Source organism: Halorubrum pallidum (assembly GCF_055380345.1).
In genome coordinates this window covers 2,022,695-2,038,635 of sequence record NZ_AP043945.1, presented here as the reverse complement: position 1 = coordinate 2,038,635, position 15,941 = coordinate 2,022,695, and the positions used below count along the sequence as shown (strand labels likewise).

Here is a 15,941-nt window from a genome sequence, read left to right as displayed (position 1 = left end):
TTCACCCGCCCGTAGAGAGGTACGTTTTAGTCGACCGCCGTGAACCGACGGATATGGAACGCGTAGCGATCATCGGCGCGTCGATGACCCGGTTCGGGCAGCGTGACGCGTGGGTGCGAGAACTGTTGGCGGAGGCGGGCGCGGCCGCGCTCGACGACGCCGGGGTCGACGGCGACGACCTCGATCACCTGTACGTCTCGAACATGGCGAGCGGCGAGTTCGAGGGACAGACGGGCGTCTCGAACGCGCTGGCTCACGACTTGGCCGCAACGCCGGCGTACACCGCCCGAATCGACCAGACCTCCGCCTCCGGTGGGGCCGGCGTGTACGGGGCGTGGCAGTCGGTCGCGTCCGGCGCGAGCGATCTCACGCTGCTCGTCGGCGGCGAGAAGATGACGCACCGATCCACCTCGGAAGCGACCGACGTGATCGCGTCGCTCACGCATCCGGTTGAGTACAAACACGGCGTCACGCTCCCTTCCTTCGCGGGGATGACGGCGCGGCTCTACCTCGACGAGTACGACGCGCCCCGCGAGAGCCTCGGCAAGGTCGCCGTGAAGAACCACCGGAACGGCGTGGACAACCCCCACGCCCAGTTCCAGAAGGAGGTCGACCTCGACACGGTGCTCGACTCACCGATCGTCGCCGACCCCCTGCGACTCTACGACTTCTGTCCGATCACGGACGGCTCCGCGGCGCTCGTATTCTGTCCAGAGTCCGTCGCCGAGGAGTACGTTCCCGCGGACGAGTACGCCGTCGTCTCGGGCATCGGTGGCGCGACCGACACGCACGTCGTCCACGAGCGCGTCGACCCGACGACGATGGGCGGCGTCGTCGACTCCTCTGCGACCGCCTACGAGATGGCCGGGATCGGACCGGACGACGTCGACGTCGCGGAGCTACACGACATGTTCACGATCTTGGAGTTCCTCCAGAGCGAGGACCTCGGCTTCTTCGAGAAGGGCGAGGGATGGAAGGCGGTCGAGGAGGGCGTCACCGATCGGGACGGCGACCTCCCGATCAACACCTCCGGGGGGCTCAAATCGAAGGGACATCCGCTCGGGGCCAGCGGCGTCGCACAAGTGTACGAGATATTCGAGCAGGTCACCGGAGACGCCGGTCCGCGGCAGGTCGAGGCCGACACGGGGCTCGCCTGCAACGTCGGCGGGTTCGGAAACTGCGTGACCACCGCGATTCTGGAGGGCAACCAATGACCGACGAGGAGACACGGACCGACGGCGGCGAGGAGACGGACGAGAAACCGACCTTCGAGGCCGCCGAGTACGCGGACGGGACTGTCACGTACCCGCCCCACACCGTGAGTCCGAACGGCGCGGAACGGACGGGATCGATCGATCTCCGCGGCCGCGAGGCGCGGGTCGTCACGTGGACGACCTCAACGGCGACGCCGCCGGGCGTCCGCGAGCCGAACACGCTCGCGATAGTCGAGTTCGAGATGGGCGACGGATACGACGGACCGCCGGTCCGCGCGCTCGGGCAGATCGCGACGCCCGGCGACGGGTCGGACGACGACGCCGAACCGTTCGACGTCGACATCGGCGATCACGTCGAGCCGGTCCATGCGGACGACCTCCGTGACCCCGGCGCGGGGATCCGTGAGCCGGACAGCCAGGAGTGGGACGGGTTCCGGTTCCGACCGATCGACGAGTAGCGCCGCTCGCTTTTTCCGGTCACACCTGTCTGAACTCTCCGAGTCGCGTCCCATCGAGCAGGTACGCGTCCCCGGTCGGGAGCGCGTCGGGGAGGAACGGCGCGAGGAACGACTGGCCGTCGACGTTGACCCACGTCCCGCCGGAGCGCTCGTTGAACGCCGGGAAGACGACGAGTTCCGGTGGCTCTCCCGAAGCGGTCGAATCGTCACCTCCGCCGTCGACGAACGCGTTCGGGTCGATCGCTCCCCGGAGCCACGCGCGCTCGACGCGCGAGCCGCCGACCGCGTCTTCGAGTCTGACCTGCGGGTGCTCGTGACCCATACAGACCACGTCGGCGTCGAGGAGCTTCGGGTCTGGCCACGTGTGGCCGTGTACGAGGGCGACACCGCCGTCTCCGGTCACCCTGTCGGCGCCGGCCACGCCGCCCTTCGGCCCGATCACGTCGACGCGGTCGGCGAACGCCTCCGCGACGCCCGCGTCGTGGTTCCCCTCGACGAGCGTCATCGGGACGCGGTCGGTGACCGCCCGGATCAGGGCCGCTAACTCCTCGCGCTCGTCGCCGTCGGGCGCGCCGATCCGGTGTGCGAGGTCGCCGAGGACGACGAGCCGGTCCGCGTCGGTCTCGGCGATGAGGTCACAGAGCCCTTCGCGGCGCTCGTCCGCACGGGAACTCAGTTCGACGCCGCGCTCGTACCTGAGTCCCACTTCGATGCCGGCGTGGACGTCGGCGACGAGCAGTGCGCGTTCCCCGCCGAGGTCGGCGACGGCGGCCGGCTCGCCGACAACCGGCTCGACGCGAGCCATCAGATCGGCTTGAGAACCCCGTCGCCGGGCTCGTAACACTTCCCGCCCATCAGCGCGTCCTGGATGGCGTCCTCGACCGCGCCCGGTTCGACGCCGTGCTCGTCGGCGACGCGCTCGACGACCGCCTCGCGGGGAGCCCCGTCGCCGTCGTCGAGGTCTCCCATCGCCGCGACCGCCGCGGCTTCGAGATCGACCTCGTCGCCGTCGGCGTCCGCCTCCGGGCCGCCGGCGGTCGCGGACTCGGCGGAGTCGGCCTCGACGGAGTCGGTCCCGGTCTCGTCGTCCGTCGTCGACGAGGGATCGTCGACCGGCTCCTCGGCGAGTTCCTCCGGGTCGGGCACGTCGATGTCGGCCTCGCCGGGATCGTCGACCTCGGTCCCGGTCGCGAAGTCGGTTCCGAACTCGGACTCGATCTCCTCGCGCTCCTCGTCGTCGAGCTGGTACATGTCGTCTGCGTCGGGGTCCGCGGTCGCGTCCCCGTCGCTGTCGGGGTCCGATCCGTCCCCGTCGCTGTCGGGGTCCGATCCGTCCCCGGCGTCGAAATCGCCGAGCCCGGCGTCGTCTGGATCGACGGAGTCGGCGGTTTCGGCGGCGTCAGAATCGGCGTCGGCGGCATCGATCACCGCGTCCGGGTCGCCCCCGCCGGAGTGAGGATCGGATCCACCGGCCGAACCGGAGTCCGACGCGGACGGTTCGTCGGTCACCGGACCGGTCGATACGCCGGTGTCCGCGATCGGTTCGGCGTCGCCCTCGTCGTCGGACGGTTCCGACTCGGGGCTTACGTCCTCGTCCGGAGTCGGGTCGTCTCCGGTCGGTTCGGACGACGCCTCGACCGTTACGTCGGTGTCCGGAAGCGGACCGATCGCCGTCGCGTCTCCCTCGTCGGGGTCGACATCGAGGGGGCGAACCTCGTCGCGGTCGCCCGCGATCATCTCGAGCGCGTCGACCGCGAGTCGGCGGACGGCCTCGACGTAGGCGGTCGTGGTGTCATAGTGAGCGATCGCTCGCGGGATCCCGTCCGCCAGCGCCGCCGGTGCGCCGCCCGCCTCCAGCCCGGCGCGGAGTTCCTCGCCGCGGAGGTCGGAGTCGAGGGCCATCTCGAACACCGCGAGCCGGTCGAGCGTCGCCTCCGCGGCGGAGACGACCCACCGGTCGCGGGTGTCGGCGTCGACCTCGCTGAGGCTCTCCGGTCGAACCGAGGTGAACACGCGGTCCGAGTCCTCGGGCTCGAAGGTTCGCGCCTTTCCGGTGAGCGCGACGAACGCCGGCGGGTCGGCGCGCTCCAAGAAGGTCTGTGCCTCCGGCTGATACTGGCCGGCGTAGGTGACGAACGCGCCGGTGGGGTCGACGACGCGCCCGCGGCGCGTCTCGTCGTTGACGCGCTCGACCTCGGTGAGCACGCCAGCGACGAACAGCCGGTTCACGCGCGCCCCCGTCGGCGTGACCACGTAGTTCGGGGCGCGCTCCTCGTCGCTCTCGGAGTACGAGAGCGAGGCGTCGTCGAACTCGGCGGCGAACACGCGTCGTGCGACCTCGCGCGTTCCCGGGCCGTCGGCGCTCATTCGCCCACCTCCGCGAGCGCGGCGCGGGCGGCGTCCGCCGGGTCGTCGTCCGCGACCGTGAACTCCGTCGCGTCGAGCGTGGCCCCGTACTCATCCACGGAGAGGTTCCCGCGGACGCGATAGGCCAGTCCGACCACCGAGTCGGCGATGGCGTCGGACACGACCGACTTGTCCATCGCGTCCTGTGCCGCCGACAGCGCGTCGTCGAGTCCACCGCCGTACACCTCGGCGGTCAACTCGTCGTCGAGGACGACGGTGACCGTGTCGGTGCCGTCGTCGAGGATCGCCTTCACGCGCAGGTCGTCGTCGCCGTCGACGGCGCCGTGGCTCCGACACTGGCCGTTCTGGACGACGCGGCCGCACTCCGGGCAGCGCTCGATGAGCCCGGAGCCGTCCCGGATTTCGAGGACGTTGCCGACGACCTCGACGTCGAACATGCCGCCGGAGTCGACCGCGTCGGAGACGGAGAGCCGCGGGGCGTCGGTCGCGACCGAGACGGGATCGGGGAGCGGCGTCACCGTCGAGAACTCGGTGAGATTGATCGAGGGGACGCCGCGGAACTCGCGGACGTACACGTCCTCGATCCGGAGGTCGGCGCCGACCTCGATCTCGGATCGCGGCTGCCAGTCGGTGAAGGGGAGCTTCGCTGTCTCGTCGCCGACGACGCCCTCGACGATCTCCGTCTCGCCGTCGCGTCCGGAGATCGTCTTCTCGTCGGCCTCCAGCACGCGGACCTCGACGTTGCGGCCGCGGTCGCCCGCCCGGATGTCGACGAGGGACCGGTCACCGCCGACCTCGCGGTCGACCTCGACCGACTCCTCGGCGATCGCGACGGTGGTGGAGTCGTTGAGGTTGAGTTCCGGCTCGCCGTCCCACTCGCGGACGCCGGCGTTGCCGATCGTCAGCGAGTCGCCCGGCTCGAAGCCGAAGTCCTGCCACGCGGTGTAGGAGACGACACCGGTCTCGTCGGCGAGTTCCCCCTCGCGGATCGTGAGGTCGTCGCCCTGGTAGCGGATGGTGCGCGTCCCCTGCGTGAGCACCCGAACGGTGACCGTCACGCCGTCGTGGTCGGTCGTGATCTCGTCGACGTCGACCGCGTCTGGCGTCGGGGCCGATCCGCCGTCTCCGCCGCCGTGTTTCCGACGGACGCTCTGTTTCGCCTCGTCTATCGGGACGCTGTACTCCAGTAAGTTCTGCAGGTCGGCTTTGACCTCCTCTTTGTCGACGCCGAGGTCGGAGGCGAGTTCCTCGGCATGGCTGTTGACATCCATCGCCCCGAGGTTCGGCGCGACCGCACAAAAGGATTCACCACGGAGAGGAGTCGCACGCCGACACGCGAAGACTCAAACCACTCGACGGCGAACCCCGAGCCACGAAGGTGATCACGTGGGGTACGTTTCGACAGCCGCAAGCGTCGTCCGAGACCTCCGGAGCGAGGGACGCGGCAGGATACTCGTCGTCGTCGCGTTCGGCTGGTTCCTCTCTATCAGCGTCCGGATGGTCTACCCGGCGCTTCTGCCGTACATCCGCGAGACGTACGGACTCACGCTGACGACCGCCGGCCTCCTGTTGACCGTGCTGTGGACCGCGTACGCGCTCGGACAGCTTCCCGCCGGAATCCTCGGTGACTGGCTTGGCGACCGCCCGCTACTCGTCGCCAGTCAACTGCTCGCCGCGGCGATGCTCGCGCTCGTCGTCATCGCCGATTCGGCGGCGGTGTTGTACGCGGCGACGGCGCTGTTCGGCGGCGCGACGGCGCTGTATGGGGTCTCCCGGTTCACGGTCTTGGAGACAGTGTACTCGGACAATCTCGGCACGGCGACGGGCGTCACGATGGCCGCCGGTGACGTCGGGAACGCCGTGATGCCGCCGGCGGCGGGGTTCATCGCGGCCGCACTGACGTGGCAGTACGGGTTCGGCGTCGCCGTGCCGCTCTTCCTCGTCGCGGCGGTCGGACTGTGGCTCGTGCTCCCGCGGCCGACCGCGACGGAACCCTCGCTGCGCGACGCCATCCCCGTCGAGGACGTGATCGCGACGCTGTCTCGACCGGCGGTCCGACGAGGGACGCTGCTGCTCGTGTTGTGGGCGGTCATCATTCAGGCGTTCATGGGGTTTTACCCGACGTATCTGATCGAACAGAAGGCGGTCCCGAGACGGACGGCGACGGTCCTGTTCGGGTTCTTCTTCTCGCTCGGGATGGTGTGGAAACCGATCGCGGGACGGGCGTACGACCGGATCGGAATCCGCCGGCCGCTGCTGGTGATCGCCGGCGCGGCCGGCGCGGCGTTCGTCGCGCTCCCGCTCGTCGAGGGGATCCGGGCGTTCATCCCCGTGACCGTTCTCGCGAGCGGGCTCCTCGGGTTCGAGACGGTCGTGGTGTCCGACCTCACGAACCGGCTTCCGGACGGGACGCGGGGAACGAGCCTCGGCGCGCTTCGGACGGTCTACCTCGCGTTCGGCGCGGCCAGTCCGGCCGTGTTCGGCGCGGTCGCGGACGCCGGGTACTTCGACGAGGCGTTCTTCGCGGTCGCCGTCGTTGCCGGCGGCGTCGCGGTCGTGGCGCTGCGCGTGGACGGCGACTGACTTCCGGTCTCCGAACGGTTGCACTCGCACGCCGCGGACGGGGCGACACACGGGCGCGCCGCGACCACGTCCGGCCGAGTTCCAGTAATGCGGCCGGTAGGGCTAAACCGCCGCCGTCCACAACGTGAGACATGGACGAGATAGACATCGACGCGCGCGTCACGGGCGACCGTACCGTCATCGACGTGACCGGAACCCGCGACGTCGCCGTCGTCGTCCGATCGACGGGGGGCGAACGGATCTACCTTCCGCCCGAGGGCTTCGACGAGCCGGTGTCGGAGTCGCCGTACACCTCGCCGTATCAGGGCGGAAGCGGAATCGACGGGGAGGAGAGTCCGTACGGCGGCACCGCGAGCAGCACTCGCGGCGTGGTCGAGACCGTAGACGGGTTCCGGATCACGCACCCGGAGGCCGCGACCGCGTTCGACGTGTTCCGAGGCGGCGAGTAGTCGGCAACACGATCGCGATACCCTTACGCCACGTCCTCGTACACCGCCAGCGTGTCCTCGGCGACCGCCGACCACTCGCGGCGCTCGTACGCCGGCGGTTCCTCGCGGTCGAGCGCGGTGATGAGCCCCTCCACGATCGACTCCGAGTCCGTCTGGACCTCGACGAGACAGCCGTCGGGGAGCACCTCCGCGACGCCGGACGGGGTCGCGACGACCTGCGTGCCCGCCTCCAGCGCCTCGGTGATCGTGATCCCGAACGGTTCCGCGAAGGACGGCGAGACGAACGCGTCGGCGGCGGCGTAGTAGTCGCCGAGTTCCTCCTCGGGGACGTACCCGACGAACTCGACGCGGTCGTCGATGTCCAGCAGTTCGGCGAACCGCTTCAGCTGCTCGGTCTGGTGGCCGGACCCGCCGACGACGAGCGTGGTGTCGCGTCCGTGGAGCTTCTTCATCGCGTACAGCAGGTGCGATATCCCCTTCTGGTCCGTGTGACGACCCACGAAAAACAGCATCTCGCCGTCGATCCCGAGGTCCGCGCGGACGTCTTTCCCGGAGAACGTCGGCGTGGAAAAGCCGTTGTACACGACGCGGGCGTCGGCATCGTACAGCTCGCGGATGTCCCCGCGGACGATCTCGCTGACGGCGATGTTCGTATCGGCCGCGTTCGCGAGCCGGCGCTCCGTCTCGACCTCGCGTTTCGGCGGGTCGATGTTGCGGTCGCTCGCGAGCGAGTGGAACGACGACACCCACGTCGCGTCCGACGCGCGGGCGGCCTGTCTGCCGGGCGCGTAGCCGAACCAGTCGTGCGTGTGGATCACGTCGCGGTCGGACGCGAGTTCGGCGAACCGGTCGCTGAGTCGCTCCACCCGGGTGGCGACGTCGCCCTCGCCCGTCTCGACCGGTTCGAGCCCCGGCTCGTCGTCCGGCGCGAACTCCGCGGGCAACACCAGGGTGGCGTCGACCCCGAGGTCGTCGCGGAGCCCGGCGAACAGTTCACCGACGTGGACGTCGAGGCCGCCGGTGATGTTCGGCGGATACCCCCATCCCAACATGAGTACGCTCGGCGGCATATCCACTCGTTTCGTGAGTCACCACTTAGGTATGCCCCTCGTTCGCTCGACAAGATGGCGAAACCGACGCCGCGACGCGGTCCGGAGTCCGGACCGGTCAGGCCGCCCGCACCGCGTCGCGAAGCGCCGCCGTCTGGTCCGTGATCGAGTCGGCCGCCTCGCCGACCAGATCGAGCGGGTCGCCGGACTCGGATTTCACCGTCAACACCGGCTCCGTCTGTCCGCCGGACTGCTCGGGGTTCACGTCGTAAGTCGCGGCCGCGACGTCCTCGGTCTCCAACAGGACGCCCTTCAGCACGTTCATGAAGGTGTGATCCTCACCGGCGACTTCGATGCGGAGTTCCGTGTCGGTCTTTTCGATGACCCGCAGTTCCATGCTCGAAACCTCGGGCGAGCGGCGTTTCAAGGTTTCGTCTCTCGGATCGCGGCGGTTGTGGGACGCCCTCTCGGGGCCTCCGCTGGGTCCGAACACCGATGCGAGCGGTCCGATACGGCGAGGAAAGCGCGGCCGCTGGCGAAGGGAAATAAACGGAGAACGTCGGAAGGCGGCGTCGACTACTCGTCGGCGTCGACCGCGACTTCGTCGGCGTCGACGTCGACGGCGGCCTCCTCCTCGGCGGCGACCTCGGACGGTCGCGCCTCAAGGGTCAGCTTCTGGACCTCGACGCGGCGCAGCGGGTAGATAGTCTTCGCCTCGCCGTAGACGGCCGACGAGAGATTCCCGTCGACGATCGCGTCGACGAACGATTCGAAGGTCCGGTCGTCGGCGGCCGCGTGGACCTTGTCGATCATGACTCGGCGGATGGCCTTCTCCTGGGACCGGTCGGCCTTCTTCGTCGTCAGCGCGACGGGCTGGACGCGGATCCGGTAGTCGTCGGTCGTCAACACGGTGATCGACGCCTCGACCTTCGAGGCTCCGCGACGCACGAGCGAGCGCAGGTAATCGCGCGTCAACTCGTATTTGATGAACTCGGTGTACGCCGTGTCGCTGCCGACGTCGGTGATCTTGAAGGTCAGCTTCGTGTTGTTCGCGCCGGAGTCGCCGGTGAGTTCGCCGAGCGTCGTCGTGATCGTGCGGCCGACGACCTGCTGGGGCTCCTCGGCGAGGGTCTCGCCGATCTCCTGTCGGTCGAACTGTTCGGGCGCGAGTACGCTGTACCAGCGCTTCTGTTCTCTGCTCTTGGATACGGATCGTTCGCTCATGTGTTGGATGTGTCTTCGGTGTCTGCGGCGTTCGTGCCGTCTTCGGTGTCTGTCTCTGCGTGTGAATCGCCGGCGGCGAGGTGCGCTCGCGCGCGTTCGGCGATCCGGTCTGCGACGTGCAGGTTCACGACGTAGTCGTCCGCGGTCGCGTTGAGCCCGCCGGTCTTCGCTCGCTCGATCTCGCAGGTGATCGCGTCGCCGTCGACCCGCGTCGTCATCGACTCGGTGTCGTCGGGCGCGAGCGCGGCCGCGACGAGCGCGGCGTCGTCGTGCGTCGTCCGGACGGTCGCCGTCCGGGTCGACGCGGCCGCGGTGCGGTCCGCGTCGGTGCGCGCGGCGTCGGTGGACTCGAACCCCGTCATAGCGCCTCCCTGAGCGCGGCGAGCGCGCCCGTGATGTCGGCGTCGGTCTCGGTTCCGGCGGCGTCCGCACCGTCGACCGCGATCCCGCCGCGATCGGCGGTCCCCCAGCCGACGGCGGCGAGATCGGTCGCGACCGATCGACAGGCGTCTCCCAGTCCCGTCGACTCCGTCGCGGCGACCGCGAGCCGACCGCTCGACTCGTCGACCGCGACGGCCACCGGTTCGGGCGACCGGAAGTCGCGGAGCAGCCGGGCGACGGTCGGGAGGACGGCGCGCGTCGCACCGGGGCCGTCGTCCGCCGTCTCGACCGTCCCGACGCGGGCGACGACGCAGCCGTCGTACCGGCCGATCGTCGCGGTGTCCAGCGCACGGTGTGCCGCGAGTCCGTGCGCCCGCCACGCGTCGAGCGCCGCGGTCCGAACGCCGTCGTTCGGGTCGGCGTCGAGCGCGAGCGCGATCCCCGTGCCGGGGGCCTCGCGGGCGAGCGCGTCGAGCACGTCGGCGTAGCCGCCGACGGTCTCGACCGGTGCCGCGTCGCCGACCGTCGCGTACGGGCGGAGCGCGCGCTCGACCGCCGAGGCCGACCGGGCGGTCGCGCCCTCGGCGTCGACGACGTCGACGGCGACGAGCGACGCAAGTCTCTGGTGGGCGTCCTCGTCCGTCTCGGCCGGGAGGCCGAGGTCGGCGAGGGCCGAACGGGACCCCTCCGGATCGCCGGAGTACGGCGTCCGCACGAGTGTCGAGGCCGCGAGATCGTCCGCGAACTCCGCAGTCGGAACCGCGATCCCCGGACGTCGTTCGACCAGACCGTTCCGTTCGGCCGCGTCGAGGGCGTCACCCGACCCGTCCGTACCGGGAACGGAGCCGGCGGCGGTCACGCCCGCGAGCGCGACGACCGGGTCGGGATCGACGCCCAGCCGACGGGCGACGGCGAACGCGTCCGCGCTCGCCGGCCGGGCCGTCCCCGGTATCGCGCGGGATCCACGGTCGGTTCCGAGGGTTACCGCGACGCCGTCGTCGATATCGTCGACGACGGGATCGCGAGAGACGCGGACCTGAAACGGCGTACCGGTCGCTCGGAGCGCCCTGGCGAGCAGCCCGGCGGCTGCGAGCGCGTCGCCGTCGTCGGTCGCGACGAGCCGGACGAACGGCGCGTCGGCGAGGACGCCGGCGAGGGCGTCGGGGGCGGGCGCGGCGGATGTCGCTTCGGTCATGGTCGGACTGTGTCGTGTCTGCGCGTCTGTCGGTGCGTTCGTGTGTTCGGCGGCGGAGCTACTCGTCGGCGAGCAGCTCGGCGGCGCGCTCGTAGGTGTACGTGAACTCCTCGTCGATCTCGTCGCCGCGGTAGTAGTTCGCGAGACGGCGGATCTTCGACTCCGTGTTCTGGAGCGCGCGCTTGTTCTGGTAGTCCTGTCCGTTCTCGCTCATGTGCTCGCGCAGGCGGACGGCCTGCTCCATCAGGTTGCGGAGGTCCTCGGGGTACTCCGAGCCGGCGTCGTGCTCTTCGAGGATCTCGGTGAGCTTCTTGCCGGTCGCCAGCTTCACGTCGGGGACCGGGACGCCCTTGACGCCCTCGTCACGGAGTTTGAGTCCGATGACGCTGGGGTCGTGGCCCTGCTCCGCCAGTTCGACGACGCGGGACTCGATGTCCTCGGCGTCGACGTCGCTCCACTCCGGGTTCTCGTCCGTCGCCGGCTTGTCCGAACCGGACGAACCGCGACGGCGCGTGTGCATTCGTGCCATTGTTTTGAAATTGGAACGGCACAACCACAACGTGACCGCGACTCCGCGCGACGCGGCTACCGGGTACTCGCGGCTGCGAGCGCCCTGACAGACCGGTCCGCGCTCGCGGATCGGTCCGGGCCGCGACGCCGGAAGCGTCGGTGCACTGCCACATTCCCAAGCCGCGGGCGAAGAGGCCCCGGCGCGTCGGATCTGCGGCTGTGCTGTTCCCGTTCGTCCGGTCGCCGCCGAGGTTCTTAAGGGTGTTCGTGTGGCTCGGCCGCGGCACAGAAACGAGGATTTAGGTGGATCGTCTGGCACAGAGCGTGTGGGAGAGACACATGATCAACCCACCCGACGACGATTCGACGGATCGAACCGACGACGCCCCGCCGGACGACGCCCCGCTAGACGACGCATCACCGAGCGGCGAGCCGCGAGGCGACAGATCGCGTGACGTCGAACCGAGGCGCAGCGGAGACGGAGTCGAGACGAGCACCGACGCCGGCGGTCGCGGAGACGAGCCAATCGCGGTCGCGGACGGCGGATTCTCGGACGACCCGGACGCCGCGGTCGGACCGCGGATCTCCTTTTACGGCGGGAAGTGGGCCAGCACGATCCCGCTCGCCGTCTTCATCCTCTGGGCGATCTTCCAGAGCGGCGTGCTCGGCATCGGCGACACCAACGGCCTCGTGATCGGCGCGCTGCTCGGAACGATCCTCGGGATGTTCTTCGTGCGCGGCGACTGGAAGGCGTACGCGAACACCATCTTCGAGGGTATGACCCAGCGCGTCGCGGCGACGGCGATCGTCGCGTGGCTGTGGGCCGGCATGTTCGCAGAGACCCTGCAGGTCGGCGGGTTCGTCGAGGGACTCATCTACGCCGCCGACGCGTTGAACGTCGGCGCGGCGACGTTTCCGGCGGCCGCGTTCGTCCTCTGTGGCCTGCTCGCGACGGGCATCGGCACGGGATACGGCGCGACCGTCGCGTTCGTGACGCTGTTTTTCCCCGCCGGCGTCCTCATCGGTGCGAACCCCGTCCTGCTGTTCGCCGCGATCCTGTCGGGGGCCGTCTTCGGCGACAACCTCGCGCCTGTGAGCGACACCACGATCGTGAGCGCGGTGACGCAGGACGCCGACATCGGCGGCGTCGTCGCCTCGCGGTTCAAGTACGCGATCCTCGCCGCGGTGCCGGCATTCGTCGCGTACCTCGTAATGGGGTCGGTGCTCTCCGGCGCGAGCCTCGAGGGCGCAGCCGCGCTCCGCGAGTCCGCGACTGCGCCCGGACTGGTTCATCTGATCTCAATGGGCGTGGTCATCGCGACCGCGGTCGCCGGCCGGCACATCGTCGAGGCGATCTCGTGGGGACTGATCGTCGCGATCGCGTTCAACCTCGCGTTCGGGCTCTCTTCCGTGTCCGACATCCTCGTGTTCACGGTGACCGAGGAGGGGGCGTTCACCTCGCTCCCGTTCGTCGCGGTCGGTGAGACCGCCGGCGTGGGCGGGAGCCTCTACGCCGGCGCGATCGGATTTTTCCCGCTCATCGTCCTCACCCTCCTGATCGTCGGGATGGCGCGGATCATGATCCGCGGCGGCGGGTTCAAGGCGATCTTGGAGTTCCTGTTGAACTCGGTCGCGACGACCGTCCGCCGCGCCGAGGTGACGATGGTGCTCGGCACCGCCGCGATCAACGGCATGATCACGATCAACACCGCCGCCGAGATCGCGATCGCGCCGTACATCGCACGGATCGGCGAGAAGTTCAACATCAACGGGTACCGACGGGCGAACATCTTGGACGCCAACACGTCGGCGCTCGGCTACATCTTCCCGTGGGCCGGCGGCGTTCTCGTCGGGTACCAGGTGATGGTCGGCCCGAACGGACTCGGCGCGGAGTACGGCCCCGAGATGGTCGTCAACCCGATACAGGCCGTGCCGTACGTCTTCCACGGCTGGTTCCTCGTGATCGTCTTCCTGATCGCGGCGGTGACCGGCTTCGGGCGGGAGTACATCCCCGACCGGACCTCTGAGGAGGTGTCGCGCGCATGAGCGTCTTCGACAAGTTCCTCGCCGGCTGGTCGTTCCGGAGTTCGACGCCCGACTACGAGCCGGGCGAGACGATCGAGGTGATGGTGACCGGCCGCGAGGGCGAGACGGCGGTCGCCCGCATCGGCGACTCGACGCTGCAGATTGAGGAGGCCCCGGCCGACGCGGTGGACACCCGCGTGCTCGTCGACGTCGAGACGTGGGACGCGGGCGAGCGGCGCGGAACGGGTACCTACCGCAAGACGGTGGGTGAGAGCGCGTTCTGACCGTCGGATCCACCTGATCGCCTCGGCCGGTGGCCGCACGCCGGCCGCCGCGGACCGAGGCGCTTTTTAAGTCGACCCGCGAACGCAAGCGCGTGCTATCGGTCGAGCTGCACGCGCACTCGGCGCTCTCGTACGACGGGCGTGACCCGGTCGAGCTCCTGCTCGAGCAGGCGGCGGGAGTCGGCCTCGACGCGCTCGCCGTCACGGACCACGACGAGATCGACGCCAGCATCGAGGCGGCCGAGAAGGCCGCCGACTACGGGCTCGTCGGTATCGTCGGGATGGAGGTGACCTGCGCCGCGGGTCACGTCCTCGCGTTCGGCATCGACGAGCGCGTCGAGAGCGGCCTCCCCTTCGACGAGACGCTCGACCGGATCCGCGAGCTGGGCGGGATCGCGGTCGTCCCCCACCCCTTCCAGAAGTCCCGCCACGGCGTCGCCGCTCACATCACCGACGAGCAGCTGGCGAGCGCGGACGCCCTCGAAGTGTACAACTCCCGGCTGTTCACGGGGCGCTCGAACCGACAGGCCGAGACGTTCGCGATACGCAACGGACTGCCGATGACCGCCGGCAGCGACGCGCACATCTCCGAGATGGTCGGGCAGGCGGTGACCGAAGTCGCCGCCGAGGAACGGTCCGCCGACGCGGTCCTCGACGCGATCCGCGACGGTCGGACCAGCGTCGTCGGGAAACGAACGCCGTGGCGCGTCTCGCTCCGTCAGTTCGGCGGCGGCGCGAAGCGGAGAGCCCTCCGCGCGCTCCGGGAGCTTCGCTGACCGAGATGACGCGATCACCCGCGCTCCGCGGCGCGTCGGCCGACCGCGTTCGCGCCGCCCTCCGGACTCGCGATCCGCTTCCCGGCGGGCGCGGCTTCGCGGGACGCCTCACCGACCCGCCCGACCGGTCCGGGCCCGTCCTCGTCCGCGACGTGCTCGGACGAGAGCCGCTGTTCGTCGAACGTGACGCGACGGCTCCGGACCTCGATTCCGACCCGACAACAGACCAGAGTTCGACCGCCACTGACCGCGACCCGACCGCACCGGGCAACTGGAGCGCCGACAGCGCCGACCTCGACGATCCGGCGTCGGTCCCCGCCGGCAGCGTCGTGTCGTCGGGCGGCGTCGAACGCGTCTGGACGCTCCCCGACGACGGGCCCGTCGATCCCGCCGTCGGACAGGCCGCAGTCACCGACGCGCTCGACGGCGTCCTCGGTGATCTCGCCGGGGGAGGCGACGACGGCGGCGGTTCGGGCAACGAGAGCGGGACCGCCGACCTCGCCGTGGCGTTCTCCGGCGGCGTCGACTCCGGCGTCGTCGCCGCGGCGGTGCCGGACGCTCCCCGGTACGTCGCCGGCTTCGAGGGGTGTCACGATGTCGCGGCCGCGCGCGAGGCGGCCGCCGAGACGGGTCGCGAAACCGACCTCCGCGTCGTCGAGATCACCCACGGGGAACTGGTCCGCGCGGTCCGCGCGGTCGCCAGCGCGACGGGCCGACGGAACCCGATGGACGTCGCCATCGCGGTCCCGCTGTACCTCGTCGCCGAGGCGGTCGCCGACGACGGGTTCGATCGGATCGCGGTCGGACAGGGCGCAGACGAGCTGTTCGGCGGCTACAGCAAGGTCGAAGAGCCCGCACAGGACCACCGCGTCGACGCGGACACTGTCCGAGGGGCGCGGACCGAAACCGTCCGCACGCTGCCGGACCAGCTCGAACGGGACGTGCTCGCGGTTCGGGCGGCCGGAGCGGAGCCGGTCGCCCCTTTTCTCGACGACCGGATCGTCGACGCCGCGCTCGCGCTGCCGGGATCGCTGCTTTCGGCCGACGGCGAGCGCAAAATCGCTCTGCGCCGCGCGGCGGCGGGACGCGTCCCCGAGTCGGTCCGAACGGCCGACAAGAAGGCGGTCCAGTACGGGACGTACGTCTCGCGCGAACTCGACCGGCTCGCGCGACGGGCGGGGTTCAAGCGTCGCATGGACGACCACGTCGGGCGATATCTCGACGAGCTGTTGAGCGACGGCTGAGCGTCTCGATTGAAAAACGGCCCGTGAGGGCCGGTGCTGACCAAGCCACCGTATGGAGTACCAGTCCTACGGCCGACGCCCGATCGATCGGGCGTCTGGTGTGAGATAGCAGCGGTCGTTATAAAATACGGGCAGTAGTGACAAATATAGCTACCCTACGAGCCCAAATGCTGACGATCGGG

At 69.9% G+C, this 15,941-nt stretch carries 17 protein-coding genes; 8 read left to right on the top strand and 9 right to left on the bottom strand.

Annotated elements, in window-relative coordinates:
* The first annotated feature begins 53 nt into the window (after positions 1-53).
* Positions 54-1,214, top strand: coding sequence for a thiolase family protein (locus ACZ45C_RS12020; protein ID WP_460562444.1), 1,161 nt, complete (start codon positions 54-56; stop codon positions 1,212-1,214).
* Positions 1,211-1,672 carry a hypothetical protein gene (locus tag ACZ45C_RS12015; RefSeq protein WP_460562446.1) on the top strand — a complete coding sequence of 154 codons (462 nt, stop codon included), beginning with the start codon at positions 1,211-1,213 and terminating at the stop codon, positions 1,670-1,672. The genes ACZ45C_RS12020 and ACZ45C_RS12015 overlap by 4 nt, the downstream gene beginning before the upstream one ends.
* Before the next feature lie 19 nt (positions 1,673-1,691).
* Here ACZ45C_RS12015 and ACZ45C_RS12010 read toward each other — a convergent pair whose 3' ends face one another.
* Genes ACZ45C_RS12010 through ACZ45C_RS12000 form a run of 3 tightly spaced genes read right to left on the bottom strand, consistent with a single transcriptional unit; the run spans position 1,692 to position 5,310 of the window.
* Positions 1,692-2,477, bottom strand: a complete 786-nt coding sequence (locus ACZ45C_RS12010) for a metallophosphoesterase (protein ID WP_460562448.1) — start codon at positions 2,475-2,477, stop codon at positions 1,692-1,694.
* Positions 2,477-4,039, bottom strand: a complete 1,563-nt coding sequence (locus tag ACZ45C_RS12005; RefSeq protein WP_460562450.1) for an RPA family protein — start codon at positions 4,037-4,039, stop codon at positions 2,477-2,479. Before ACZ45C_RS12005 ends, ACZ45C_RS12010 begins: the two co-directional genes overlap by 1 nt.
* On the bottom strand, positions 4,036-5,310 hold the full coding sequence (locus tag ACZ45C_RS12000; protein WP_460562452.1) for a Single-stranded DNA binding protein: 1,275 nt from the start codon (positions 5,308-5,310) through the stop codon (positions 4,036-4,038). Before ACZ45C_RS12000 ends, ACZ45C_RS12005 begins: the two co-directional genes overlap by 4 nt.
* A gap of 115 nt (positions 5,311-5,425) precedes the next feature.
* On the opposite strand from ACZ45C_RS12000, the gene ACZ45C_RS11995 reads away from it, so the two are divergent.
* On the top strand, positions 5,426-6,622 hold the full coding sequence (locus ACZ45C_RS11995; RefSeq protein WP_460562454.1) for an MFS transporter: 1,197 nt from the start codon (positions 5,426-5,428) through the stop codon (positions 6,620-6,622).
* Positions 6,623-6,753: 131 nt separating this feature from the next.
* A complete protein-coding gene (locus ACZ45C_RS11990; RefSeq protein ID WP_460562456.1) occupies positions 6,754-7,071 on the top strand; it encodes a DUF7510 family protein in 318 nt (105 codons plus the stop codon).
* Between the two features lie 23 nt (positions 7,072-7,094).
* On the opposite strand, the gene ACZ45C_RS11985 is transcribed toward ACZ45C_RS11990, so the two are convergent.
* The 6 genes from ACZ45C_RS11985 to ACZ45C_RS11960 all read right to left on the bottom strand — a co-directional run bounded on the left by ACZ45C_RS11985 (position 7,095) and on the right by ACZ45C_RS11960 (position 11,449).
* Entirely contained in the window at positions 7,095-8,123 is a 1,029-nt protein-coding gene (locus ACZ45C_RS11985; protein ID WP_460562506.1) for a glycosyltransferase family 4 protein, read from the bottom strand.
* Positions 8,124-8,238: 115 nt separating this feature from the next.
* Complete coding sequence (locus ACZ45C_RS11980; RefSeq protein ID WP_460562458.1) at positions 8,239-8,517, bottom strand: DNA-directed RNA polymerase subunit L; 279 nt, start codon at positions 8,515-8,517, stop codon at positions 8,239-8,241.
* 179 nt (positions 8,518-8,696) lie between these two features.
* Positions 8,697-9,344, bottom strand: coding sequence for a 30S ribosomal protein S3ae (locus tag ACZ45C_RS11975; protein WP_460562460.1), 648 nt, complete (start codon positions 9,342-9,344; stop codon positions 8,697-8,699).
* Positions 9,341-9,706 (bottom strand): KEOPS complex subunit Pcc1, encoded by a 366-nt coding sequence (locus ACZ45C_RS11970; RefSeq protein ID WP_460562462.1) that lies wholly within the window; start codon positions 9,704-9,706, stop codon positions 9,341-9,343. Before ACZ45C_RS11970 ends, ACZ45C_RS11975 begins: the two co-directional genes overlap by 4 nt.
* Positions 9,703-10,920: an exonuclease RecJ gene (locus ACZ45C_RS11965; RefSeq protein ID WP_460562464.1), complete on the bottom strand. Its 1,218-nt coding sequence runs from the start codon at positions 10,918-10,920 to the stop codon at positions 9,703-9,705. Before ACZ45C_RS11965 ends, ACZ45C_RS11970 begins: the two co-directional genes overlap by 4 nt.
* 58 nt (positions 10,921-10,978) lie before the next feature.
* Positions 10,979-11,449 carry a 30S ribosomal protein S15 gene (locus tag ACZ45C_RS11960; RefSeq protein ID WP_460562466.1) on the bottom strand — a complete coding sequence of 157 codons (471 nt, stop codon included), beginning with the start codon at positions 11,447-11,449 and terminating at the stop codon, positions 10,979-10,981.
* Positions 11,450-11,769: 320 nt separating this feature from the next.
* Here ACZ45C_RS11960 and ACZ45C_RS11955 point away from each other — a divergent pair, with 320 nt between their 5' ends.
* The 4 genes from ACZ45C_RS11955 to ACZ45C_RS11940 all read left to right on the top strand — a co-directional run bounded on the left by ACZ45C_RS11955 (position 11,770) and on the right by ACZ45C_RS11940 (position 15,759).
* Entirely contained in the window at positions 11,770-13,476 is a 1,707-nt protein-coding gene (locus ACZ45C_RS11955) for a Na+/H+ antiporter NhaC family protein (RefSeq protein WP_460562468.1), read from the top strand.
* Complete coding sequence (locus tag ACZ45C_RS11950) at positions 13,473-13,739, top strand: DUF7513 family protein (protein ID WP_460562470.1); 267 nt, start codon at positions 13,473-13,475, stop codon at positions 13,737-13,739. The genes ACZ45C_RS11955 and ACZ45C_RS11950 overlap by 4 nt, the downstream gene beginning before the upstream one ends.
* A gap of 92 nt (positions 13,740-13,831) precedes the next feature.
* Positions 13,832-14,515, top strand: coding sequence for a PHP domain-containing protein (locus ACZ45C_RS11945; protein ID WP_460562472.1), 684 nt, complete (start codon positions 13,832-13,834; stop codon positions 14,513-14,515).
* Positions 14,516-14,520: 5 nt separating this feature from the next.
* Complete coding sequence (locus ACZ45C_RS11940; protein WP_460562474.1) at positions 14,521-15,759, top strand: asparagine synthase C-terminal domain-containing protein; 1,239 nt, start codon at positions 14,521-14,523, stop codon at positions 15,757-15,759.
* Positions 15,760-15,941: the final 182 nt, after the last annotated feature.